Annotated in this window: 16 protein-coding genes; 8 read left to right on the forward strand and 8 right to left on the reverse strand. The window is 71.1% G+C overall.

Annotated features, from left to right (window positions below):
* Positions 1–102: 102 nt before the first annotated feature.
* The 5 genes from Pla163_RS00810 (at position 103) to Pla163_RS00830 (ending at position 7,850) form a co-directional block, all read left to right on the forward strand.
* Positions 103–2,982 carry a sialidase family protein gene (locus Pla163_RS00810; RefSeq protein WP_145182121.1) on the forward strand — a complete coding sequence of 960 codons (2,880 nt, stop codon included), beginning with the start codon at positions 103–105 and terminating at the stop codon, positions 2,980–2,982.
* A 246-nt stretch (positions 2,983–3,228) separates the two neighbouring features.
* Complete coding sequence (locus Pla163_RS00815) at positions 3,229–3,711, forward strand: hypothetical protein (RefSeq protein WP_145182123.1); 483 nt, start codon at positions 3,229–3,231, stop codon at positions 3,709–3,711.
* 121 nt (positions 3,712–3,832) lie between these two features.
* Positions 3,833–5,992 carry a S9 family peptidase gene (locus Pla163_RS00820; RefSeq protein WP_145182126.1) on the forward strand — a complete coding sequence of 720 codons (2,160 nt, stop codon included), beginning with the start codon at positions 3,833–3,835 and terminating at the stop codon, positions 5,990–5,992.
* Positions 5,992–6,399, forward strand: coding sequence for a hypothetical protein (locus tag Pla163_RS00825; RefSeq protein WP_145182129.1), 408 nt, complete (start codon positions 5,992–5,994; stop codon positions 6,397–6,399). The genes Pla163_RS00820 and Pla163_RS00825 overlap by 1 nt, the downstream gene beginning before the upstream one ends.
* Entirely contained in the window at positions 6,396–7,850 is a 1,455-nt protein-coding gene (locus Pla163_RS00830) for a class I SAM-dependent methyltransferase (protein WP_145182132.1), read from the forward strand. Before Pla163_RS00825 ends, Pla163_RS00830 begins: the two co-directional genes overlap by 4 nt.
* Here Pla163_RS00830 and Pla163_RS00835 read toward each other — a convergent pair whose 3' ends face one another.
* Together Pla163_RS00835 and Pla163_RS00840 are read right to left on the reverse strand one after the other, a co-directional pair.
* Entirely contained in the window at positions 7,851–8,462 is a 612-nt protein-coding gene (locus Pla163_RS00835; RefSeq protein ID WP_145182135.1) for a YybH family protein, read from the reverse strand. It abuts the gene before it with no gap.
* A gap of 64 nt (positions 8,463–8,526) precedes the next feature.
* Complete coding sequence (locus tag Pla163_RS00840; RefSeq protein ID WP_145182138.1) at positions 8,527–10,053, reverse strand: BPL-N domain-containing protein; 1,527 nt, start codon at positions 10,051–10,053, stop codon at positions 8,527–8,529.
* A gap of 443 nt (positions 10,054–10,496) precedes the next feature.
* Here Pla163_RS00840 and rsgA point away from each other — a divergent pair, with 443 nt between their 5' ends.
* Positions 10,497–11,711, forward strand: a complete 1,215-nt coding sequence (gene rsgA, locus Pla163_RS00845; RefSeq protein ID WP_145182142.1) for a ribosome small subunit-dependent GTPase A — start codon at positions 10,497–10,499, stop codon at positions 11,709–11,711.
* A 97-nt stretch (positions 11,712–11,808) separates the two neighbouring features.
* On the opposite strand, the gene Pla163_RS00850 is transcribed toward rsgA, so the two are convergent.
* The 4 genes from Pla163_RS00850 to Pla163_RS18550 all read right to left on the reverse strand — a co-directional run bounded on the left by Pla163_RS00850 (position 11,809) and on the right by Pla163_RS18550 (position 18,094).
* A complete protein-coding gene (locus tag Pla163_RS00850; RefSeq protein ID WP_145182145.1) occupies positions 11,809–15,408 on the reverse strand; it encodes a M56 family metallopeptidase in 3,600 nt (1,199 codons plus the stop codon).
* Positions 15,405–15,800 (reverse strand): BlaI/MecI/CopY family transcriptional regulator, encoded by a 396-nt coding sequence (locus Pla163_RS00855; protein WP_419186169.1) that lies wholly within the window; start codon positions 15,798–15,800, stop codon positions 15,405–15,407. Before Pla163_RS00855 ends, Pla163_RS00850 begins: the two co-directional genes overlap by 4 nt.
* Positions 15,801–15,968: 168 nt before the next feature.
* Positions 15,969–17,105, reverse strand: a complete 1,137-nt coding sequence (locus tag Pla163_RS00860) for a slipin family protein (RefSeq protein WP_145182152.1) — start codon at positions 17,103–17,105, stop codon at positions 15,969–15,971.
* Between the two features lie 833 nt (positions 17,106–17,938).
* The gene (locus Pla163_RS18550; protein ID WP_419186170.1) at positions 17,939–18,094 is read right to left on the reverse strand and encodes a hypothetical protein; all 156 of its coding nucleotides are present in this window, start codon (positions 18,092–18,094) and stop codon (positions 17,939–17,941) included.
* A 451-nt stretch (positions 18,095–18,545) separates the two neighbouring features.
* On the opposite strand from Pla163_RS18550, the gene Pla163_RS00865 reads away from it, so the two are divergent.
* On the forward strand, positions 18,546–19,598 hold the full coding sequence (locus tag Pla163_RS00865) for a CNNM domain-containing protein (protein WP_419186171.1): 1,053 nt from the start codon (positions 18,546–18,548) through the stop codon (positions 19,596–19,598).
* Between the two features lie 497 nt (positions 19,599–20,095).
* Here the strand turns inward: Pla163_RS00865 and Pla163_RS00870 are convergent, their stop codons facing one another.
* Complete coding sequence (locus Pla163_RS00870; RefSeq protein ID WP_145182159.1) at positions 20,096–21,241, reverse strand: trans-sulfuration enzyme family protein; 1,146 nt, start codon at positions 21,239–21,241, stop codon at positions 20,096–20,098.
* A 139-nt stretch (positions 21,242–21,380) separates the two neighbouring features.
* On the opposite strand from Pla163_RS00870, the gene Pla163_RS00875 reads away from it, so the two are divergent.
* Positions 21,381–21,833: a hypothetical protein gene (locus Pla163_RS00875; RefSeq protein ID WP_145182161.1), complete on the forward strand. Its 453-nt coding sequence runs from the start codon at positions 21,381–21,383 to the stop codon at positions 21,831–21,833.
* A 111-nt stretch (positions 21,834–21,944) separates the two neighbouring features.
* On the opposite strand, the gene ytfE is transcribed toward Pla163_RS00875, so the two are convergent.
* The gene (gene ytfE / locus Pla163_RS00880) at positions 21,945–22,628 is read right to left on the reverse strand and encodes an iron-sulfur cluster repair protein YtfE (protein WP_145182164.1); all 684 of its coding nucleotides are present in this window, start codon (positions 22,626–22,628) and stop codon (positions 21,945–21,947) included.
* Positions 22,629–22,803: the final 175 nt, after the last annotated feature.

Consider the following 22,803-nt stretch of genomic DNA (forward strand, 5'->3'; position numbering starts at 1 on the left):
CAGGTCCTCGATCCGGTGCACCGCCGCCGGAGCGGCTCGAGCCGAGCCACCGTGCCCGCCGCGCCGGTTGACACCTGCCGCGCCGGCGCGGTTCATGGGGGCATGGACGCCGACTCGACGACTTCGCTGGGACGCCTGCTCGCACGTTTCGCCGTCTGGGGCGCGATCCTCCTCGGAACCACCGCGGGGTTCGCGGGAGTCGACGACGCCCGGGGTGCGGGGCCGCTCGGGTCCGCCGGCGCGCAGGACGACGAGGCCGGGGACGACCTGTTCGACTCGCGCGGCGAGCCGCGCCTCGACGCCGAGCGACTCGTCGCTTGGTACAGGCCGAGCATGCAGGTGGCGAGTTCGGGCGACAGTTGGGAGGCCTACGACTACTCCGAGCACGGTCGCCACGGCCAGTCGTTCTCGCTCGGCCGCTTCACCGTGGACGAGGACGCGTTCGGGGCGATCGACGGACCGTGCACCGTCGTCTGCGCCGCGCGCGTGGACGCGGGCGACGGCGGCTACCTGTTCGACGGCGCGGTGGATGGCGGGCGGCGCGCGCTGTTCGCGGGCTGGAGCCAGGCGCCGGCGCGCTTCACGACCTACGGCGGCGCGGCGCGATCCGGAGCGCCGGTGCGCGGGGGCACGTGGCAGGTCCACACCGTCGTCTTCGGTCGCGAGCACACGACGCACTACGTGGACGGCGTCGCGCGTTCGGTGGGGGCGGCGCCCACCGAACCGCTGCGCGGACTGACGGTGGGGCAGCGTTACGACGGGAGTCTCGCGCTGAATGGTGCGATCGCGCACCTCGTCCTGTACCGCGGCGAACTCTCGCGCGACGAGCGGCGCGGGATCGAGCGCTGGCTCGCGGCGCAGTGCGGATCGGACGGGATCGAAGCGGCGCCCTTTCCCGCGCGTCCCGTGTTCACCGCCGGCGACGGCCTCTACCACACCTACCGCATCCCGGCCGCTTCGGTCACCGCGTCCGGCGCGGTGCTCTGCTTCGCGGAAGGGCGTGCGTCCCGGAGCGATCACGCGGCCAACGACCTCGTGCTGCGGCGTTCGCCCGACGGCGGCCGCACCTGGGAGCCGGTGCGCACGCTGTTCTCCGACGGCGCCAACGCGCTGAACAACCCGTGCGTCGTCGCGCTGCACACGGGCGAGCACGCGGGGCGTGTGCTGCTGGTCTGGCAGCGCTATCTCGAGGGGCACGACGAACACGGCGCGGCCGCCGGCTACGACGATCCGAAGGTCTGCCGTAGCTACGTGGCGCACTCCGACGACGAAGGCCTGACCTGGAGCGAGCCGCGCGAGATCACGCGCGCGGTCAAGCCGCCCGCTGCGACGTCCACGGCCAGCGGCCCCGGTGCGGCGCTGCAGCTGCGCGACGGCCCGCACGCAGGGCGCATCGTGGTGCCGTTCAACTGTGGGCCCTTCGGGGAGTGGCGCGTGTACGCCGCGTGGTCGGACGACGGCGGCGCGACCTGGGAGCGCGGCGACTTCGGCGACGACACGGGTATCGCGGGACGCGGCAACGAGGTGCAGATGGTCGAGCTGCCGGGCGGCGCGCTGCTCTTGAACGCACGTGTGCAGGGCGGCGGGCGTCGGCGGGTCCAGGCGCGCAGCACGGACGGTGGCGCCACGTGGTCGCCGCTCGAGGTCGCGGCGAATCTCGTCGAACCCCAGTGCATGGCGTCCGTCCTGGCGCTGCCCGGCGGCCCGCACGGCGCGCGACTCGTCTACTGCGGACCGCGGTCCGAGCGCGCGCGGGTGGCCGGAACGCTGATGCTGTCGGACGACCAGGGCCGCAGTTGGCAGCTGGGCCCGTGCGTGTACGACGGCGGATTCGCCTACTCACAACTGGTGCGGCTCGACGCGGACACGCTCGGCGTGCTGTTCGAGCGCGACGGCTACCGCGGCATCGACCTGGTGCGCGTGCCGATCGCGGCGCTGCCGAGCCCTCCACGAGCAATCAGTCTCCACCCGCCACCGCCGCGCGGCCGGAACCAGCGCGGGGACGGTGCGGCTCCGCCGGCGCCGCCCTTCCCCGAACTGCCGCGCGGACCGGGACTCGCGGCCGAGTTCCCGCTCGACGCGGGCATCGACGAGCACGAGCGCGTGCTCTTCGCCGAGCGCTTCGACGGCTCGACCCTCGACGAGGTCCTGGCGCGCTGGACCGACCACACCCAGGACTCGAGCGTGTTCGAGCTCGTGCGCGGTGGCCCGCTCGACGGCGGTGACGGTGCGCGCGTCCTGCGCGTCACCGCCACGCCGAGCGAGAACACGGGCGGACATCTGTACCGCGTCGTTCCCGGCGTCGAACGCATGTACGCGCGCTTCTGCGTGCGCTATCCGTCCGACGCGCTCGGCTACCAGCACCACGGCGTGCACCTGGGCGGCTACGAGCCGTCGACGCCCTGGCCCCAGGGCGGAGCCGGTTCGCGACCCGCAGGCGACGATCGCATCACCGTCGGCATCGAGCCGTTCGCCCACGACGGTCGGATGGCGGCACCCGGCGCCTGGAGCTTCTACTGCTACTGGCACGAGATGAAGATCTCGGCCGACGGCAACCACTGGGGCAACGGCATCGAACCGAGCGAGCGTCTGCAGATCCCGGCCAATCGCTGGCAGACCGTCGAAGTGATGGTCCAACTGAACACGCCCGGCGAGCGCGACGGCGAACTGGCCCTGTGGCTCGACGGCGAGCCGGTCATGCACGTGCGTGCTGGCACACCGCGCGCCCACTGGAGCGGCCTGGGCTTCGACGTGCTCGACGAAGGCGACCCCGAGGCCGAGCCCTTCGAGGGCTTCTCGTGGAGGACGAGCGCCGAGCTCGAGCTCAACTTCTTCCAGCTGCTGCACTACGTCACCCCGCGGGCCTTGCGCCGGGCCGGCGTCACCGACGTGGAGGCCCCCGTGGCCGTGGAGTTCGACCACGTGGTCGTGGCCGAGGACTACGTCGGGCCGGTCGCGGCGCGGTCGACGAGCGAGCGCTAGTGGTGTGATTCGCTCTGTTGAGGCATTTCGGCGTTCCGTACGGGATGCGATGCAAGGCGCGCCGACGACTCGACTTCGCTGTGAGTCTCGGAGGAGGCGCAACGCAGCAGCGCGCCCGTACGGGACGATGGAAATGCCCCAAGAGAGCGAATCACACCACTAGCCTTCGCGGTCGGCGCCGCGCGCTCGAGGGCGTCGACCGCTCCACGTTCGACAGCGGAGGGCTCCAGGACGATGATGGACGCCATGTCCGACCGCCTCCACATCCTGTTCCGCCCGACGAGCTTCTTCTCGCGCAACCGCGAGGTGGTCGTCGACGGCGTGGTCCGCACGCGCCTGGAGCGGCACGTCTTCAGCCGCCGGTGCGACGTGCACCTGGACGGCCGGGCGTACTCGATGCGTCCGAAGGGCTTCTTCGGCCGCCACTACGTGCTGGAGCTCGCCGGCGAGGAGATCGCTCGCGTCGAGCGCACGGGGTTCATCAAGAACCGCTACTCGTTCGTCAGCAGCGGCCCGCGCACGCTCGTGATCGTGCCGCGCGGGTTCTGGCGGCCCAGCTACGCGCTGCTCGACGGCGAGCGCGAAGTCGGCCGCTTCAGCAACCAGGGGACGTTCGGGTCGCAACTCGTCGGCGACCTGCCGGCCGACACGCCGCTGCCGCTCGCGCTCTTCATGGGCTTCGTGTGCCTGACGGTCCGCGAGGAGCGCGACACGAACGCCTCGAGCTGAGCGGCTCTCGGCTCGCGACCGATCCTCGCGCGCTCGCCTCTCACTCCCTAGGATCGCCCTCCGCGAGCGCGCCACGGAGCCCACGACCCGCGCGCCCTCCACCACCTTCGGGTCCCCATCCATGCAGCGCTCACCCATCGTCGCGGCTCCGTTCAGCACGCTGCTGATCGCGGTCCTCCCGTTCGCCGTTCTCACGTCCTGCGCCACGACCGACGTGCACGATCTCGACCCGCCGTCGGCCCGCGTCCGGCCCCACGTGCTCACCGCCCACGACGACGTGCGCGTGGACGACTACTACTGGCTGAACCAGCGCGAGGACCCCGAAGTCATCGCCTACCTCGAGGCCGAGAACGCGTACACCGAAGCCGTGACCGCGCACCTCGCCGGCCTGCGCGACGAGCTGTACGACGAGATCGTCGCGCGCATCTCGCCCGACGACGTTTCGGTGCCCTACGAGGAGGACGGCTACTGGTACGCGACGCGCTACGAGGAGGGCGGCGAGTACCCGATCTACACCCGGCGCAAGGGCGCGCCCGACGGGCCCGAGCAGGTGCTGCTCGACGGGCCGAGGCTGGCCGAGGGACACGCGTACTTCGCGATCGGCGGCTTCCAGGTCACGACGGACGGCCACACGCTCGCCTACGCCTTCGACACGGTCGGCCGCCGCAAGTACGACGTGCGCTTCAACGACCTGATCGGGCGGCGCGCCTACGCCGAGGTGCTCGAGGACGTCACGGGGAACATGGCCTGGGCCGCCGACGGGCGCACGCTGTTCTACGCGCGCCAGGATCCGCAGACCCTGCGCTCGTACCAGATCTGGCGGCACGTGCTGGGCACCGATCCCTCCCAGGACGAACTCGTGTACCAGGAGGACGACGAGGAGTTCCGCTGCTTCGTGTCGCTCACGAAGAGCAAGCGCTACCTGTTGATCGGCTCGTCGCAGACGCTCTCGAGCGAGTACCACTACCTCGACGCGAGCGACCCGCGCGGTGCGTTCCAGGTGGTGCTGCCGCGCGAGCGCAACCACCGCTACTCGGTCGAGCACTTCGGCGACCACTTCTACCTCCTGACGAACGACTCGGCGAAGAACCGGCGCCTGGTGCGCACGCCGATCGGCAGCCACGATCGCTCGGCCTGGGAGGAGGTCGTGCCGCACGACCCGGACGTCCTGCTCGAAGGCACCGAGTTCTTCTCGGGCCACCTGGTGCTGCGCGAGCGCGCGGAGGGTCTGACGCGCATTCGCGTGCGCGAGTGGGCGACCGGAGCCGAGCACCTCGTCGACTTCGGCGAGCCCGCCTACGCCGCCGCCCTGTCGAACAACCGCACGTTCGACACCACGACGCTGCGCTACGTCTACTCGTCCTTGACCACGCCGCGTTCGGACTACGACTACGACCTGGTGACGCGCGAGCGCGTGCTGCTCAAGCGCGACCAGGTCCTGCCGACCGAGCGCTGGGGCGCGTTCGACCCGGCCAACTACGTGACCGAGCGGCTGTGGGTCGGCGCGCGCGACGGCGAGCGGATCCCGATCTCGCTGGTCCACCGCCGCGACGTTCCGCGCGACGGCACCCAGCCGTTGTTGCTGTCCGCCTACGGCTCGTACGGATCGAGCCGCGACGCGACGTTCTCGAGCGCGCGCCTCAGCCTGCTCGACCGCGGCTTCATCTACGCCATCGCCCACGTGCGCGGCGGCCGCGAGATGGGCGAGCGCTGGTACGACGACGGGAAGCTCTTCAACAAGAAGAACACGTTCACCGACTTCGTCGACTGCGCGCTGTACCTGACCAGTTCGGGCTACACGTCGACGGATCGCCTCTTCGCGCAGGGCGGCAGCGCTGGCGGACTGTTGATGGGCGCGATCTGCAACATGCGTCCCGAGCTCTTCCGCGGCGTCGTCGCCAACGTGCCGTTCGTCGACGTGGTCACGACCATGCTCGACGACACGATCCCGCTCACGACGTTCGAGTACGACGAGTGGGGCAACCCGAACGAGCGCGCCGCGTACGAATACATGCTCTCGTACTCGCCCTACGACCAGGTCTCCGAGCAGGACTATCCGGCGCTGCTCGTCACCACCGGTCTGCACGACAGTCAGGTCCAGTACTGGGAGCCGGCGAAGTGGGTCGCGAAGCTGCGCGTGATGAACACGGGCGACGAACCGCTCCTCTTGCGCACCGACATGGCGGCCGGGCACGGCGGCGCCTCGGGGCGCTTCAAGCGCTTCGAGGAGACCGCGTTCACCTACGCGTTCCTGCTCGATCTGGTGGGGGAGGAACGGTGATGCGACTCGGTCCGTACGGCGTCGCCGCGCTGGCCGCGCTCGGCGGCGCGTCCTGCGCGTCGACCCCCGTCGACTTCGCGCGTTGCCAGCACCGCTTCGCCTTCGAGTCCACGCCGGCGGAGATGACGATCGTCGACGCCGCGCGCACGGGAACGGTGGGCGTTCGCGACGACAGCACGGGCGCGTGGATCACGTTCCTCTACCGTCTGCGCGGCGACGAGCTGCTGGTCGACGTGCACGTACCGCCCTCGGGGGCCGCGCGGCTCGCAGTCGAACCCGACGACGACGGCGTCTACCGCGTCGGTTTCGGCGGCCCGCCCGACGTGGACGTCACCATCCACCCGAACGCCATCGGGACCATCGACATGGAACTGTTCGTCACGAACGACGAGGATCGAGACCGATGACGCGCGACGGCTACCAGGACGAGATCGACTACTGGGCGCGCGAACTCGCGCTCGAAGGCGTTCACCGCGAACACACCGAGAAGCGCCTCAGTCCGGCCGGTCGGAGCGACGAGCACCCGATCTGGATCGACGGCCTGATCGACGTGCTGACCGAGCGCAAGCAGGGAGGCGGCCCGCCGCGCGCACTCGACCTGGGCTGTGGTCCGCTGGGCACGCTCGGCCACGCGCACGAGGTCGGGCGACTCGACGTGACGGGTGTGGACCCGCTCGCCGACGCCTACACGGAGTTGCGCACGCGCTTCTCCATCGACTATCCCGAGCCGTTGATCGCGACGACGGGCGAACGCTTGTCCGAGCACGTCGAGCCGGCCAGCGTCGATCTGATCTATTCGCGCAACTCGCTCGACCACGCCGAGGACGTCCAGCGTTGCTTCGAGGAGGCGGCGCGCGCCCTGCGGCCCGGTGGCGTGTTCGCGCTCGAGGTCTTCGCCTACGAGGGCTTTCGCGAGGGCTACGACGGCCTGCACCGCTTCGATTTCCACGTGCACGACGGTGCGCTCGGTTGCACGGACGAGCACGGCCGCGAGGCGCTCGACCTCTCGGAGTTCGACCTCGAACTCGTGACGCTCGAACCGCGCGAGACGCGCAAGCCCGCGGGCGTCGGCGCCGACACCACGACCGTGCGCGCCGTGTTCGCCCGCTCGCGCGACGCGGAGCTGCTCGATCGGGTCCGTGCGGCCACGTGGCTCGCCGACGAACGCGCGCGGGTCGAGCAGTTCCTCGATCCGACGGGCGTCTACGCGCACCGCATCGCGGACGGTTGGGACACCGAGTTGTTGCGCAGCATGTACCCGACCTGGTCCGACGCGGTCCTGGGGGACGTGCGCCGCGCGGATCCCGGCCTGCCGCGGGTGCTCGAGCTCGACGCGCGTTCGATGCCGACGCTCACGTGGGCGCAGTTGAGCGGCCTGGCCCACGTGGAGGCCGCCGACCCGCAGGCGTCGGCCTTCGCAGCGATCTTCGCGCGTCACCGACTGCCGGCGCACCCGGTCGCGATGCGCGAGGCCACCGCGCGCGAGGCACTGACCGCGACGGCGCCCGGTTCGTTCGAGGTCGTCCACCTGCGCGACGCGCTCGAACGCGACAACGATCCGGTCGGTCTGGTCGAACTGGCCGCGCGCGCGCTGGCGCCCACGGGCGTCCTGCTGCTGGAAGGTTCGGTGCGTTCGAGTTCGGGCGAGGCCTGGCGCCACCCGTTCGGCAACGCGGTGCGTGTCGAGGATGGCCGACTGGTCGTGCGGCGCCACGCGCTCGGTGACGAACGCGTCGAGGTGATCGATCCGCAGGCGCTCGGACTCGAGACGGTCGTGCTCACGATGCTCGACGCCACCGATCCGCTGCGCGAGCCGGGCACCGTGTACCGCGCCGCTTGGCGACGGCCCGAGCGCTGATCAGCGCGGGTCGCTCGGCACCGTCTGGCCGTCGGCGGGCGCGGGTTCGAGCTCGGCCGGGTCGGCGGCTTCGTCGCCCGGACTTGCGCCGTCCTCTTCCGCGGCCTTCGCACCCGCGTTGAGCGCGTCCTCCAGCTCGAACGCGTTCGTCGGATCGAGTTCGTGCGACAGGGCGCGCGCGATGAGCCAGCGCCCGTTCGACTGCCGCCGCCACAGGTCGACGAAGCGCCTGAACGACGACCGGGGCTCCTCGCCCTCCGCGACGCGCTCGACGAACTCGACGGTTCCGAGCGCGTAGGCCAGCGGGCCGTGTCCGTTCAGCTCGACCATCTGCAGGCGCACCTTGCGGATGTCCGGAAGTTGGGCGTAGTAGGCCGTGAGCGCTTCGGTGCCGACGATCGGCGAGCCGTCGCCCGGCAGGATCACACCTTCGGTCTCGTAGCAGCTCGCGATCGCTTCCGCGTCGCCCGCGACCACCGCATCCGCCCAGAACTTGGCCTCGGACTCGATCACCGCGCGGTCGCGAGACGTGAATCCCGACGGCAGGGAACAGGCGGGGAGGACGGCGAGCGCGACGAGAGCCGCACCGAGGAAGAGTCGTTCGAAGCGCATGGCGGGCGACGCTAGCGCCGACGGCCGGCGTGCGCCAGCGCCAGTCGTCGTCGCGGGGCGCTTCTCAACGAGCGCCCGCCGCCAAACCGACCAGGTCGCGCACCAGGGCTTCGCACCCGGCCGACTGCTCGGGGTGCGGGCTCGAGCAGACGACGCGGCCGGTGCCGAAGCGACCCGACACGATCGCAGGCGTGTTCGGCATCACGCCGCCCGGCACACCGGCCTTCTCGACCTCGCCCCGGAACCAGGCCAGAACGCGGTAGTCGGGCAGGTTCGGGTCTCGCGCAGGCGCGAAGATCGGGCCGTTGGCGTAGCGCAGCACGAGGTCTCGTGACTCGGCTTCGAGCGTGGACGCGCCCCGGCTCGTCAGTTCGACGTCGACGTTCCCCTCGCCGCGCGCCCAATGCTCCCGGTCGACCACGTCGGCGTCGAGGATCCCGAGCGACCAGCTGTAGTTGTTCGCCGCCAGGTAGGCGCCCGCACAGATTCCGACGTAGCCGCCGCCGCCCTCGACGAACGCGCGCACCGCATCGCGTCCGTCCGCGCCGATCGAGTTGGCCTGGGCCGAACCGCTGCCGCCGGGGAAGACCACCACGTCGAACTCGGCGAGCACGCCCGCGCGGATGTCGCTCGCGCACACGCGGCGGACCTCGAAGCGGCCGTCATCCGGACCCGCGGCCTCGAGCAGTTCTTCGAGCCGATCGGGACCGACACCGCCCACGCCGGCCGACGCGTACAACGCCACCAACGTTTCGTCCGGGTCCGCCTCCGTTCCCACCAGTACGTCGGGACCGTGGTCGAGCATGCCCAACCCGGTCAGGAACGTCGCGACCAGGATGCGATGCTGCCGTGCGCGGAACGCGACCGCCTGGCCCTTGGTCGTGGTCTCGAGGATCATGCTCGGAATGCCGAGCACGTCGTGCGCCGCCCGCGCGAGACTGCCCGACACCGCCGTGTTCTTGACGATGAAGTGCTTCTTCTCGTCGGCGATCGAGGCGTTCAGCTCGCCGACCATCGCGGCCGCGCGAGCCAACGACGCGGGCGACGCGTCGGAGATGATCGAGCTGCCAACGCTCTTCGGCTCGATCTGCGTGAAGTGGTAGCCCTCGTGCAGATCGAGCAGGTAGTCGGGTTCGAGCTCCTGCACCAGGTCCCAGATCGCCGCGGGCAGAGCGCCGTCGGGTCGGTCGTCGTCCGAGCGCGGGAAGCAGCGGTTGAGGTCGCGTTCGTCGTCCACCGCTCCCGCTTCGGCCGCGGCGCGGGGTACGCGACGCGTGCCCGCCTCGAGCGCCGGACCGTTCGCGCGCGGCACGACGATCAACGTGCCGCGCGTCGGCGTCCAACCCGCGATCTGCTCGGCGGCCATCGCCCCGGCCGGTTCGTCGCCGTGGACGCCGCCCACCACCAACACGGTCGGGCCCTCGGCGGGCCCGACGATCGTGACGACGCGCGCGCTGTAGGGTGTGTCCGGCGCGATGTGTTGGGCGTGAATCGTCAGCTGCCGGCCGAGCTGCGCGGCCAGAGGTTCGGCGAGGACCGTAGGGCAAAGGCCGAACAGGGGCACCAACAGCGCGATCAGGAAGCGGACCATGGGCCGATCCTACGCCCGCTTCGCGACTCGCGTTGGGGACCGCGCCCGACCGTGCGGCACCACGGGAACACCGCGTTGGGGTAGCGTGTGGCTTCTGGGGTCGGCGATCCGTGCCGGACCCTTCGAACGTCGCCTTTTCCACCCGGAGGTCCCGATGTACAGCACCACGACTGTCGCCGCGGCTTCCGCCCGCGCCTGACCTCGCGCGAGCCCGCCCAGCGGGTTCCGCCGACGACGGAGAGCGGGCGGATGCGCCCAACAACGACTCCCGCCTCCGATCGAGGCGGGCGCACGCTCCGTCGTCGCCGCGCCGCTGTGCCCAGATCCGTCACGTGCAGATGTCACGTGCAGATGCTGTTGCGCCACGGCACCCGTTCCGTCCCTGGCGGAGCCCCGTCGACGCCACCGCGTGCGATCCACACGGACTCACACGATGAACGGCATTGGAATCCAATCACGACAAGGAGAAGCAGGTCGCGCGCCATCTGGCTGGTAACGCCAAGGCGCGCAGTCTCGCGGAACGGAAGGAACTGAAGGCTCGTAGCGCGGAACGCCGCGTCGAGCGCATGGAACGGGCCCGGCGACGCCAGCCCGACGACGACGACTTCGACGGACTGGACGGCGACGACGAGGTCGGGACACGCGTTCCGCCCCAGCGCGTCAAACACGTCCACGTGCGCGTACCGACGGCGGCGCTCGAACCGCCGGAGCCGATCCCGGAGTCCGCGGTCGACGCGCGCGATCTGGCGTTGGTCACGGGGCTCGCTCCGGGCCGCGCGCGCGTGCGCGACGTGGCCGTCGGCGAGACCGACGAGTTCGACGCCGATCTCGACGCGGCTCTCGCGCGCACCCAGCGTGCGAGCGTGGCGGTCGGCGATCGCGTCGTGCTCGAACGCCGCGTCGGTGGTCGGCCGCGCGTGGTCGGCGTCGTCGAACGGCGCTCGACCATCGCACGCGCCGACGGAACGCGGGCCGGCGCCGAGCGCGTCGTCGCCGCCAACGTCGATCGCGCGCTGGTGGTCGCGGCGGCCCGCAGTCCGCGTCTGCGGCCGCGGCTCGTCGATCGCTACCTGATCGCGCTCGAAGCCGGCGGCGTCCGGCCGATCGTCTGCGTCAGCAAGGTCGACCTGGTCGAGACCGCGGCCGAGCGCGCCGAGATCGAGGCGATCCTCGACGAGTTCCGCGCGCTCGAGGTGCCCGCCCTGTGCGTCTCGGTCGAGTCGGGCGAGGGCTTGGACGATTTGCGCGCACTGGTGCGCGGTCAGACTTCCGTGCTCGTCGGGCAGAGCGGCGTCGGCAAGTCGTCCCTCGCGAACGGCCTGTTCGGCGCGCTCGACCTGGTGACGGGGCGCGTGCGCGACGGCGACGGCAAGGGCCGGCACACCACGACGGCCTCGAGCCTGTTCGAGGTCGACGACGCCGGTACGCGCCTGATCGACACGCCCGGCGTGCGCTCGTTCGGGTTGGTGGACGTGACGCGCAACTCGCTCGAGTCGTTCTTCCCCGACTTCGACGCCGCGCGCGCGAGTTGCCACTTCGGCGACTGCGGGCACGTGGACGAGCCGGACTGTGGCGTGCGCGCCGCGGCCCTGGCGGGCGAGGTTCCCGCGCGTCGCTACGAGGCGTACGTGCGGATCCGGGCCTCGCTCGACGGCTGACGGAAATGCCCTGCGACGCGCAGAGCGCCGCGTCCGGTCCACTTCGGAGTCGTCCGAGGTGTCCGGGCGCGGCGCTCGTTCATGGCAGCCGAATCGATCAGTGGTCGGAGCCTGACTCCTCGATCGCCTGCAGCGCGAGCACGCACATGGCCGTCATCGCGACCTCGCTACCGGCGTCGTGCCAGGCGTCCACCGCGGCCCAGTACGCGCGGCCGTTCGCGTCGCGATCGAAGTGTTCGAGCAGCGCCGACTCGAGCCTGCGGTTCCAACGCTCGGCGAGTGCGCCACCGAGGACCTGGATCGCGTCCGTCCCGAAGGCCCAGTAGTAGCTGTCCGTCGTGCCTTCGCCGCGCGACCACCGGGGCGGCTTCGAGGCGAGGAGAGCCAGGCTCGCGATGTGTTCGTCCACCTCGACCAGGTCGACGCCCCAGTCGCGGTAGGCGCACAGCGCGACGGCCGTGGGGAACTCGACGGCGTCGCCGGGGAAGTCGTCCTTCTTCTTCCCGATGCGGCTCGTGGCGGTGCCGCAACCGATGTAGCCGACGCGGCCCGTCGCCGGGTCGAAGTTCTCGTCGAGGACCGCGAATCCGCCACGCTGCTCCTCCCGACCGACCTCGAGGCCGACGTCGCGCGCCGCGGCGAGCGCACTCAGCATCCAACCCGTGACGACGGAGTCGTTGTCGCCCGCCGGCGGATAGTCGTAGCGCCAGCCCTGGTAGGGATTGCGCGCTCGGGCACAGAAGTCCACGGCGGCCCTCGCCGTCGCGAGCCAGGCCTCCGAGTCCTGCGGAGCCAGCTCGCTCGTGTGGTACGCGATCCACGCCGTCAGCGCGCGGGCGTGGGACGGGTTCGTGTACCAGCTCGGTCCCGACAGGATGAACGCACCCGTCTCGTCGTCCTGCTGGTCGGCGAGCCATGCGATCGCACGGGACAGCGCGCGTTCGCGGCCGGGGAACTCGAAGCCGGCCGGCGCGTCGAGCAGTGCGAGGATCGCGTTCGCCGTCACGCCCACGTCGTCGAACTCGCCGGCCGCGGCCTTCGCGTCGTCCTTCGTGCTCGCGCGCCAACGGCCGTCGTCCGACTGGTTCGCGAGCAGGTACTCGAGCGCGCTCGCCACGACCGTGTGGCGGTCGGGGGTCTGGGGTTCGCGGGTCGGCGCGTCGGGGGTCCGACGTTCGGGCGTCCGTGACTCGGAAGACCGTGCTCCCGACTCCCCGGGTGCCGGCTGCTGCGTCTCGGACGCGTGCGGCACGCCTTCCGGAAGCGCCTGCAGGGTCAGCAGACACCACGCGGTCATCGGAACCTCGGTTCCGGCCACGTGCCAGGCGCCGACGGCGGGCCAGTAGGCGTTGCCGTTCGCGTCGGTCGCGTGGTTCGGCACGAGCGCGGTCTCGATCGCCTGGTTCCAGAGCGCGGCCTTCGAAGCGCCGAACGACTGGATGGCCTCGGTGCCGGCCTGCCAGTAGTAGATGTCGATCGATCCTTCTTCGATCGACCACTTGGGTAGCGCTTCGACGAGCCGCTCGGAGCCGAGGATGAGCCCGTCGTCATCCGCCGTCCCGCGCCCCCATTGCAGGCGCGCAGCGATCGCTTGAGCCGTGTGGGTCTCGACCAACTCGGGCGGATGGCTGTCGACGGACCGCTCGTAGCGCGCGCTGGTCAGTCCGCCTCCGATGTCCGGCCAGAACCCGGTGCGACCCGTCTCGGGGTCGAAGCAGGTCATCAAGTAGCCGAATCCTCCGTCGACTTCCCGAACACCAACCGTGAGACCAAGGTCGCGGGCCTCGACAAGAGCACACAACACCCATGCGGTGGTCTGGGCCTGACACGACTCCAAGTTGGGGGCACACTCCCAGCCTCCGAGCGTCGTTCGAGCATCAACAAGGAACTCGACAGCACGCTGCGCGATCGCGATGCGCCCGTCTCGCCCTTCGACCGGGTCGAGCGCCTCGTTGGCCGCGAGCCAGCCTCGAAGGGCGAAGGTGTGTGACTGGACGACCTGCGGCCCATCCGTCGAGCTGGCGAAGGACCCGGTCTCGCTATCGAATCGACTCGTGAGCCAGGCCATTCCAAGGCGCAGTGCCTGATCGCGTCCAGGCGTGGTGTCCGGGGCTTGCGAAAGCGCGAGCATGACCAGTCCGGTCGCGCCCGGGTCGTTCAACTCGCGCACGTATCCCTTGGGCGGGTCGGCCCCCGCGTCCGTGGTCGCGGCCCAACTCCCGTCGAACCGCTGCTGCTCGATCAAGTAGGCCGCCGCGCTCGCCATGACCTCGGCGCGCGACTCGGCGGTGCTCCGTTCCGCGGGCACGAACGGCGCGGGATCCAGGGCGACGACCTCGACGGGCGCCGCAGCCTCGATCTGCGAACCAGCGGCATCGGTCGCCAGCGCTTCGACCCGAGGCGTGGGCACATCGACCGGCCGCAGTCCACTGCCGAGCAGGCCGACCCCTGCGACCACCAGACCGAGAGCGGAGAAGGGCGACAGGCCGCGCGAGGCACGGACGGCGGGGTCGAGCAGTTTCATGATGCGCCTGCGTTCGAGGGACTCGGGGTGGGCGAGGGGCACGGCGCCGGTCGCCAGGGCGTGGCTCGAACGGCGGCGTTCGAGCACGTGGAGGAGGGTCTTGGCCGCGCGCGGTCCGTCGGCGCGGGGTTCGCGCGCGAGGGCCGCTTCGTCGCAGGCCAACTCGCGCTCGCGTTCGGCGAACAAGGGCGCGAGCCACACGGCCGGGTGCAGCGGCCACAGCGCGCGCACGAGGTGCACCAGCGTCGAGACGAGCACGTCGCGCCGCCGCACGTGGGCGAGCTCGTGGCGCAGGATCCAGTCGAGCGCCGGCGCGTCGAGTTCGGTGGCGAGCGACGCGGGCACGAGCACGGTCGCGCGCACGAATCCGGTCGTCGCGGGCGATTCGAGCTCGTCCGTGAGCCGCAGGTCCACGCGCCGGTCGAGGCCCGCATGGCGCGCGAGCGTGTCGAAGCGCGCGGCGAGTTCGGCCGCGGGTCGACCGGTCGCGCGGCGCACGAGGGCCGCCGTTCGCGCGAGACGCACGAGGACCAGCGCGACACCCGCGAGGGCGACCGCGAGCCACACGAGGACGCCCCAGGTCGCGGCGCGGAGCTCGACCGCGGCCGCGTTCGAGCGTGCGAACGGCGAATGCACACCGTTCGTCGAACCGAGCGTTCCGTCGTTCGCGGCACCGCTCTCGGAATCGTTCGCGGCGTCGCTGCCGGAATGGGCCTGATCGGCCTGGAGCGCGCGCGCTCCCGCGTCCCCGGCAGCCGCTCCCTCGAGGGCGAGTTCTCTCCCCGACGCTGCGCCAGTTGCGCGAGCGGGTTCGTCCGCGACGACTTCACCGGGCGTCCCGTCGTCCGCCGATCGCGACGAAGCGTCGAGCGCCGCCGTGCGGGTCGCACCGACCGTCGGCGCGTCCGACTCGTCCGCGCGCGCCGCCAACTCGAGCGGCAGCTCGGGGAACGGATCGACCCAACCGGCCACGGCGACGGGCGGCGCGACCAGCGGCACCAACGGCAGCAGCCACAGCCAGCTCGCCGCATGGGCCGACAGCCGGCGCTTCAGGAGTGGCCGCGCGATCAGCAGCACGGCCAGGACCGCGAGCGACGCCAGGCCCGCGCGCCAGGCCCAGTCGAGCCCGTCCGCGGCGGCGACGTTCCACCAGGTGATCGTCTCGGAGCTCATTTCGATCGACGCTCCTGCTCGTCCTCGACGAGCTTCTTGAGTTCGGCGAGGTCCGCGCTCGACAGCTCGCTGCGCTTCACCAGGTGCGCGAGCAGAGGCGCGACCGTGTCCTCGCGCGCCTTCGCGAGCAACTTCTCACCCGCGTCGAACAGCGCCCGTTTCGGCGAACGGCGCGCGCTGTACAGCTGTCCGCCACCGACCGCGGCCTTCGTCGCGAGGTGTCCCTTCTGCACCAGTCGGCGCAGCAGGGTCTTGATCGTCGAATCGGCCCAGCCCTCGCTCGCGGCCAACGCGTCGCACACGTCGCGCGCGGTGCAGGGCCCGTGCTCCCACACATGGCGTAGAGCCTTCCACTCGGACGGGCTGGGTTCGGACTTCGGGTTCTTGGTCATGGTCGTGGTCCTCGGGGGCGCTCGTGGCGCGTCGGCCATCCCTACGGGTCGGCTCCCGCTCGGTTACATCTGTAATCTTGTCTACAGCTGTAACCCAGATCCCGCAACCCCCTTTCCGGCACGAGAGCGGCCGACGGGGCGCTCGAGGCACCCCGCCGGCCGCAGTGGTCAGGGGTCGTCTCCCTCGTCGGGAGGCGCTCCGATCAGCCGCCCGAGCTGGCCGAGGACGTCGTCCTGCCCCAGCACGAAGGTGGCGCGCGTGCCCTTCAGGATCTCCTGCAGGGCCTCGAGCTCCTTCATGCGGCGCAGGGCCGGCGTGCTCTCGAACAGCTTGGCGGTGTTGGCCTGGCTCCGGGCCGCCGCGGTTTCCTCGCGACGACGGATCAGGTTGGCTTCGGCGCGCTTGGTCGCCTCGATCACCTGGTTGAGGATCGTCTTCATCTCCCCGGGCAGGATCACGTCGCGGACGCCGAGGCCGGTCAGTTCGAGCCCGAGCTGTGCAGCGCGATCCGCCAGTTCGACCTCCAGCTCGCTACCGACCGCATTGCGATCGACGAGCAGGTCGTCGAGTTCTCGGGCACCGACCGCTTCGCGCAGAACGAGCTGCGCGGCGCGGTAGAGGGCCTGTCCGGCGTCGGCCGCCACGTCGACGGCGCTCTGGACGTCGACGACGCGGTAGGTCACGAGCAGGTTGACGCGCAGGGTCACGCGGTCCTTGGTCATGATCTCCTGGCCAGCGACGTCGAGCGATTGCTCGCGCAGGTCGATCGCCGTCCACTTCAGCTCGGCCGACGACTTCCAGAACGCGTGCAGTCCGGGTCCACGAACCCCGATCTGCGCCCCGTCGCGGCGGAACACGACGCGCTCGTTGGCGTCGACGCGCACCGCGTGCACGAAGAAGGGCGCGGTCGGGTGCCGCAGGATCGCGTCGAGCCGCGGGTGTTCGAGCGCGCCGGCGCCGCTCACGTCGAGGACTTCCACCGCGAGCGTGTAGGGGCGCTTCCAGAACGCGTGGCGTCCCGGACCGACGATCTCGAACAGGCGGCCGTCCTTCCAGACGAGCGCACGCTGGTGGTCGAGCAGTTCGACCACTTCGAGCTGCTCGAGGATCGCTGCGTCCTCGATCAACACGTCGAGCAGCGGGTGCTCGAAGCGCGTGACGAGGACGTCCACGACCTCGAGCTCGTCGCGACCGAAGGGCCGCTGGAGCACGGTGTGGTTGCCCGGATCGAGCACGCGCGCGAGGTCGCCGCGGCGGAACACGAGTCCGATCTGGTTCTTGGAGATGTGCGTCTTGAACAGCATGGGAGGTCCTCCGTTCCGTCGCGGAATGGGGCAGGGGGGGCAATGAAGAGGGACGTGCCGTCGCCGAGGTCGGCGGCGGTGCGCGTGGATGCGGAGCGGTTCGGAACGGCCCGTGCCGGATGCATGGGCCGTCCGCGCAGAGCGGGTGCGGGAAGTGGAAGTGCGGTCCGCGACGCACTCGTGTGGACGGGCGCGTGTCCGGCGTGCGGTGGGGTGCGAGGTCCGGCGGCGGCGTACCGACGCGGACGGTGGTCGAGCGCTCCGATGGGCCGTTCCGTGCGCGCGAGCGACGGCGGAACGGGATCGGGCGCGCGGCCAGTCCGGCGTCGGCGAGCACGTCGTCGGAACGCGGCGCACCTCGGGACCGCGCGCCGGAGGGCGGCCGTCGAACGCTTCACGCGGTGCTCGAACCAATGGGTGGAACGGGCCGCGGAAGGTGCGACGACGTGCTCCGGCGCCCGTCGCTCGAGACGCCGCGGACCGCGTGGAGACCGTTCCAGGCCAGGGAGGAGTCGAACCTCACGTCACGGATCGAAAGCCGTGTGTTCACCACGAACACCACCCGCCGGCGACACTTCGAAACCGTGTCGCGGAACACGTGGCCGAGACGCGACGGATGCGTCGACCGCGCGCCGCCGGACGTCGTCCAGCAGGTGATCGGAGGGGTGGATGGCGTCGTGGAACGCCTGGAACGGTGGGGGGGAAAGAGCGGGCGAGTGGCTGGGCCGCACGGCTGGAGCGGGCCCGGAACGCAACGAGGCCCAGGGCAGCGGATGCCCCGGGCCTCGGCACGGATGCGCACACCCGAGGCGTGCGACCGCTGTTGGTCGGGGTCAGTCGGGCGGCACCTCGTCGATGCGACCGACCTGGTCGTTGGCCGTGCACGACACGTAGGAACGCGCCGTGTTCGACGGGTGGATGGAGCCGCGCAGGCCGCACCACGGCTGTCGCCGAGCCATCTGGGTGTCGAGGTGGAGTAGGGTCTTCATCGGTGGTTCGTGGTGTTCGGTGTGCGGTGCGAAAGGGCGCATGGAGCGCAGCGCGAGCGGGCCCACAACGCGAGGAGCCCGGGGGTCGCGACCCCCGGGCTCCTCTCCAAGGCGCGTGCACGCGCCGGAATCGTCCTCGTGGGTCAGGTGGATCGCGTGCCGATCTGCGGCACGACGATCAGGATGCCTTCGATCTGCGAGCGGTCGCAGAGCGGCATCGAGCTGTGGAGGAGGACGAACATGGGCGTTTGGTGCGGAACTTCGCCGCGCAGGTCTCGCGCGGCGGGCGGAGGTTCTAACGGTTCGAACGCGCCGCGTGATCACTCCTTTTCGGGTTTTCTTCGCGTTCGCCGCGAGTTTCGAGACGCGCGCACCACCGCGACGCGCACGTCCGACCTGCGCAGCGGGTAGCTTGGCGGCGCGTCGAACACGCCCGACCAACACCGACCCCGTGACATCCATCATCGTCGTCGCCAGCCTCACGCTGCTGGCCTCGTTCCTCTGCTCGCTCTTCGAGGCGGCGCTCTACTCGATCACGCCCACGGGCATCGGCATCCTGCGCCAGCGGACGCCCGGCCCCGCGGTCGAACGCTTGGCTCGACTCCGTGAGGACGTGGAGGAGCCGATCGCGGCCATCCTCACGATCAACACCGTCGCGCACACCGTCGGCGCGGCCTGGTGTGGCTCGATGGTCGGCCAGAAGTACGACAGCGCGGCGGTCGGCATCTTCGCGGCCGTGTTCACGGTGCTCGTGCTGGCGCTCACCGAGATCGTCCCCAAGAGCCTCGGTGTTCGCTACGCCCGCCAACTCGCCACGTCGATCGTCTGGCCCATCCAAGTGATGATCTGGAGCGTGTGGCCCGTGGTGTGGATCGCGAAGAAGGCGATGGGCCTCATCACCGGATCCGCGGTGGGGCACGGGCCGGGCGAGGACGAGGTCGTGATCGTGTCGCGCCTGGCCGCCAATCGCGGAGCCCTGCGCGCCGAAGAACACCGCTGGGTCCGCAACGTCCTGCGACTCGATCTCGTCACGGCCGGCGACCTGCGCACGCCGCGCACGGTCGTGGAGACGCTGCCCGCCGAGACGGCCGTCGCCGACCTCGCGCAGCTGTCCGAGCGGTGGTCGCACAGCCGCGTGCCGATCACGGAAGGCGGGAGCGCGGACGCCGTGATCGGACTCGTCCACCGACGCGAAGCGTTCGACGCGGCGCTGCGCGAGCCGGACGCCGATCTGATCCTGCGCGACCTCATGCGTCCGATCCGTTTCGTGCCCGAGACGATGCCGGCGCACCAGCTGCTCGAGCTGTTCCTCGCCGATCGCGTCCACATGGTGGCCGTGGCGGACGAGTACGGCGGGTTCGAGGGCGTGGTCACGCTGGAGGACGTGCTCGAACAGATGCTCGGCAGCGAGATCGTGGACGAGCACGATCGCGTCGACGACATGCAGGCACTGGCACTCGCACGGGCCGCGGAGCGGCAGGGCGAGCGCGACGACGAACGCTGAACAGGACTCGGCGACTCTGGCGGCCGCTGCGTTACGAGCCCCTCGAACGCCGCGTCGCACCGTTGATCGCCACGGTGCAGCGGGTGGCTCGATCGCCCCTGGCACGTGGTGGTGCACACCGCCGATCCAGGTGCTGGTCGGGCGTGGATGGACCGGGGCGCCGGAGCGCGGGGTGCGACGCGCTCGATCGCAACGCTTCGACCGAACGCCGCGTCGCACCGTTGATCGCCACGGTGCAGCGGGTGGCTCGATCGCCCCTGGCACGTGGTGGTGCACACCGCCGATCCAAGTGCTGGCCGGGCGACGATGGACTGGGGCGCCGGAGCGCGGGGTGCGACGCGCGCGATCGCGGCGCTTCGACCGAACGCAGGCGCCGCGACGTGGGACGCGCGGGACTCGCGGGGCGCGCGGTGCAGCGGCGCGGCTGAGCCGAGCGCTGTCGGTCGAGGCGAACGACGCGCCGCGGGTGAGTGGGTCACGCCGCGGCTCGCCCGTCCTCACCGCTGGGCGAGCGCCAACGCTTCCTCGAGGTCGAACAACAGGTCGCGCTCGTCCTCGATACCGACGCTGAGGCGCAAGAGTCCGGGCGGCAGGTGCTCCTGGCCGCCGAGGGCTGCGCGGCGTTCCATCGTCGACTCGACGCCGCCGAGACTCGTCGCGTGGTGGACGAGGCGCACGTGTGCGCAGGCCGCGTCGGCCACGTCGGCGCCGCCGCGCACGTCGAACGACAGCACCGCGCCGAAGCCGTCGAGCTGTTCCTTGGCGAGCGCGTGCTGCGGGTGCGTGACGAGGCCGGGGTAGCGCACCACTTCGACGTTGGGGTGCCTGACGAGACGTTCGGCGAGGAACTGCGCGGTGGCCTGGGCGCGCTCGAACCGCACCGCGAGCGTGCGCGCACCGCGGACCGCGAGGAAGGCCTCGAGTGCGCCGGGCGTCGCGCCGTTCAGCCCGCGCGCGTGCCGCAGGGCGTCGCTCACGCCCGGGTCGGCGGCGATCGCCACGCCGCACAGGAGGTCCGAGTGCCCACCGATGAACTTCGTCGCCGAGTGCACGACCACGTCCGCGCCGAGCTCGAGCGGTCGCTGCGTGATCGGTGTCGCGAACGTGTTGTCGACCACCGTCAACGTGCCGTCGCCGCGCGGTGCACCCAGGATCGCGCGCAGGTCGGAGAGCGCGAGCAGTGGATTCGACGGCGACTCGAGCCAGACGAGGTCGGCCGAGCCCGCCGCCGCGCACCAACCCGCGGTGTCGTCGACGGCGAGGCGCTCGACGGTCCAGCGGCCGGTGCGCTGGCCCTTGGCCGCGAGCGCCGCGACGCCCTGGTAGCAGTCGCTCGGCAGGACGACGCGCGCGTTCGCGGGCAGGAGTTCGAACACCGCGGCGATCGCGGCCATCCCGCTGGCGAAGCTGGTGGCGTGGGTCGCGTCGGGTGCGGACTCGAGCGCGGCGACGACGGCTTCGAGCGCTTCCCAGGTGGGCGTTCCGTCCTCGCGGCTGTAGGCTCGGAGCGAACCACCGTCGGCGTCGTCCGCCGGCGCGCGCCCGAAGTTTGAAGCGGCCACGAGCGGTGCGTTAAGGGCGGCGCCGGCGCCGTGCGGCCGACCGGCGGCCACGGCGAGCGTGCGGAGCGAGAATCGAGTCATCGTTGGATTGTCGGTACGGTGTCAGGCACGCGGCTGCCACCTGCCGCCGAAACTGCCGCGATTCGCAACGACTCGGCGCGGCAGGTGGCAGCCGCGTGCCTGACACCGTACCGACAACCCAACTCGCCCAGGAACCTCGATGGTCCACGTCACCTCGCGATCCGCACGCCTCCTTCTCGCACTGCTCCTCATCGGCATCGGGACGGCGATTGTCCTCGCGACAACCTCGAGTCGCCCCTTCTACGACCTGGACGAGATCGAGGTCGTGCTCGTGTCGGATGGTGAGTCGCAGCTCGCACTCGACTTCCATGTTCGCGACGGTCGTCCCTGTCCGGGAGTACGTCTCCGTCACCAGGGCGAACAACAGGTCGTCGCCTTCCTGCGTCCGGGTCAGTCGCAGGCTGCCGACGTGGTTGCGGCGCCGTCACTCTCGACCGACGGCGCCCTGCGTGTGGTCCTCCCCGTCGCGCCCGTGGCCCTCGACGAGGAACGCGTCGTCACCCTCGTCATCGAAGACGGGAACGAGTTCGAGACGGTGGTGACCTTCACGGAGTCGGCTCGTCCTCCGGTCGTGTCCGAGGGCTCGAACTGACGCACCTCGGGCGCTCCGTGCCCGGCGCCACAGTCACAGCACCGCTGCCGTCGCTCTCGGAGTTCGCGGCTCGTGCGGCCCATGGGTGCGATCCGAGCTCGGGACTCGCCGTCAGTCTCGCAGTGCACGCGGGTGCAGCACGTTGTTCTCGAGGCTGATGTGCTCCATCACGTCGCGCTCGAGCTGCTCGAGTCCCAGGTACAGCGCGCGCCACGTGGTGCACGCCTCGGCCGGCGGCACGTAGTCGGTCGCCAGCGCGCGCAGCTTCTCGAGGTTGAGGCCGTGGTCCTTGTGCTCGTCCTCCATGCAGCTGATCGGCATCGACGCCATGCGTCCGCGGCCCGCAAGGATCATCGGGAACAGCACCTGCTCCTCCTTCCGCATGTGTTCGTCGAGGCTCTCGAGCATCAGCGTCAAGTGCGCCGCGAGTCCTCGTGGGCAACTGGCCTTGTCGCCGTGCACGCGCTCGACCTTCTCGGCCATGTCGAGCAGGCGCGGGACCTCGGCGCGGTGGGCGGCGTGGAAGTCCTCGAGGATGTGCTCGATCAGCGCGGGGATCGGAGCGTCGTCCCAGCGTTCGAAGTCGGAAGCGTCGGCGGTGGCCGCTTCGAGCTCCGCGATCAGCGCCGCGGGGTCGAGTCCCTTCTTCGCGCTGATGTCCGCGATCGAGATGCGCCCGTTGCAGCAGAAGTCGAGGCCGTGGGCGTGGAAGACGCGGGTCGCGCCGGCGAGGCGGACGGCCAGGTCGGCGAGGGTCGAAGCGGGCGTGATGGAGGGGGTGTTGGTCGTGGACATGGTGGTGGTGGAGCGAGGAACTTCGAGGGGAGGCGTGCGGTGCTGACGTGTGCGGAGCTGACGTGTGCGGTGCGCGGACGAGCCGGGATCGAACGGCTGCGCTGGCGCCCGATGGACGAGTCGAACTGGTCCAGATCGGCGCGCCCGCAGTGGCGCCGCGCCCGGGTGGCAGGCG

The organism is Rohdeia mirabilis (assembly GCA_007750655.1).
Classification (GTDB): Bacteria; Planctomycetota; UBA1135; order UBA1135.

Coding starts and splice junctions, on each gene's coding strand:
- Pla163_RS00820 (WP_145182126.1), top strand. CDS start 3,833: ATGCAGCGCTCACCCATCGTCGCGGCTCCGTTCAGCACGCTGCTGATC.
- Pla163_RS00850 (WP_145182145.1), bottom strand. CDS start 15,408: ATGAGCTCCGAGACGATCACCTGGTGGAACGTCGCCGCCGCGGACGGG.
- Pla163_RS00875 (WP_145182161.1), top strand. CDS start 21,381: ATGGTCCACGTCACCTCGCGATCCGCACGCCTCCTTCTCGCACTGCTC.
- Pla163_RS00815 (WP_145182123.1), top strand. CDS start 3,229: ATGTCCGACCGCCTCCACATCCTGTTCCGCCCGACGAGCTTCTTCTCG.
- Pla163_RS00830 (WP_145182132.1), top strand. CDS start 6,396: ATGACGCGCGACGGCTACCAGGACGAGATCGACTACTGGGCGCGCGAA.
- Pla163_RS00855 (WP_419186169.1), bottom strand. CDS start 15,800: ATGACCAAGAACCCGAAGTCCGAACCCAGCCCGTCCGAGTGGAAGGCT.
- Pla163_RS00840 (WP_145182138.1), bottom strand. CDS start 10,053: ATGGTCCGCTTCCTGATCGCGCTGTTGGTGCCCCTGTTCGGCCTTTGC.
- Pla163_RS00870 (WP_145182159.1), bottom strand. CDS start 21,241: ATGACTCGATTCTCGCTCCGCACGCTCGCCGTGGCCGCCGGTCGGCCG.
- Pla163_RS00860 (WP_145182152.1), bottom strand. CDS start 17,105: ATGCTGTTCAAGACGCACATCTCCAAGAACCAGATCGGACTCGTGTTC.
- Pla163_RS18550 (WP_419186170.1), bottom strand. CDS start 18,094: ATGAAGACCCTACTCCACCTCGACACCCAGATGGCTCGGCGACAGCCG.
- Pla163_RS00810 (WP_145182121.1), top strand. CDS start 103: ATGGACGCCGACTCGACGACTTCGCTGGGACGCCTGCTCGCACGTTTC.
- ytfE (WP_145182164.1), bottom strand. CDS start 22,628: ATGTCCACGACCAACACCCCCTCCATCACGCCCGCTTCGACCCTCGCC.
- Pla163_RS00825 (WP_145182129.1), top strand. CDS start 5,992: ATGCGACTCGGTCCGTACGGCGTCGCCGCGCTGGCCGCGCTCGGCGGC.
- Pla163_RS00835 (WP_145182135.1), bottom strand. CDS start 8,462: ATGCGCTTCGAACGACTCTTCCTCGGTGCGGCTCTCGTCGCGCTCGCC.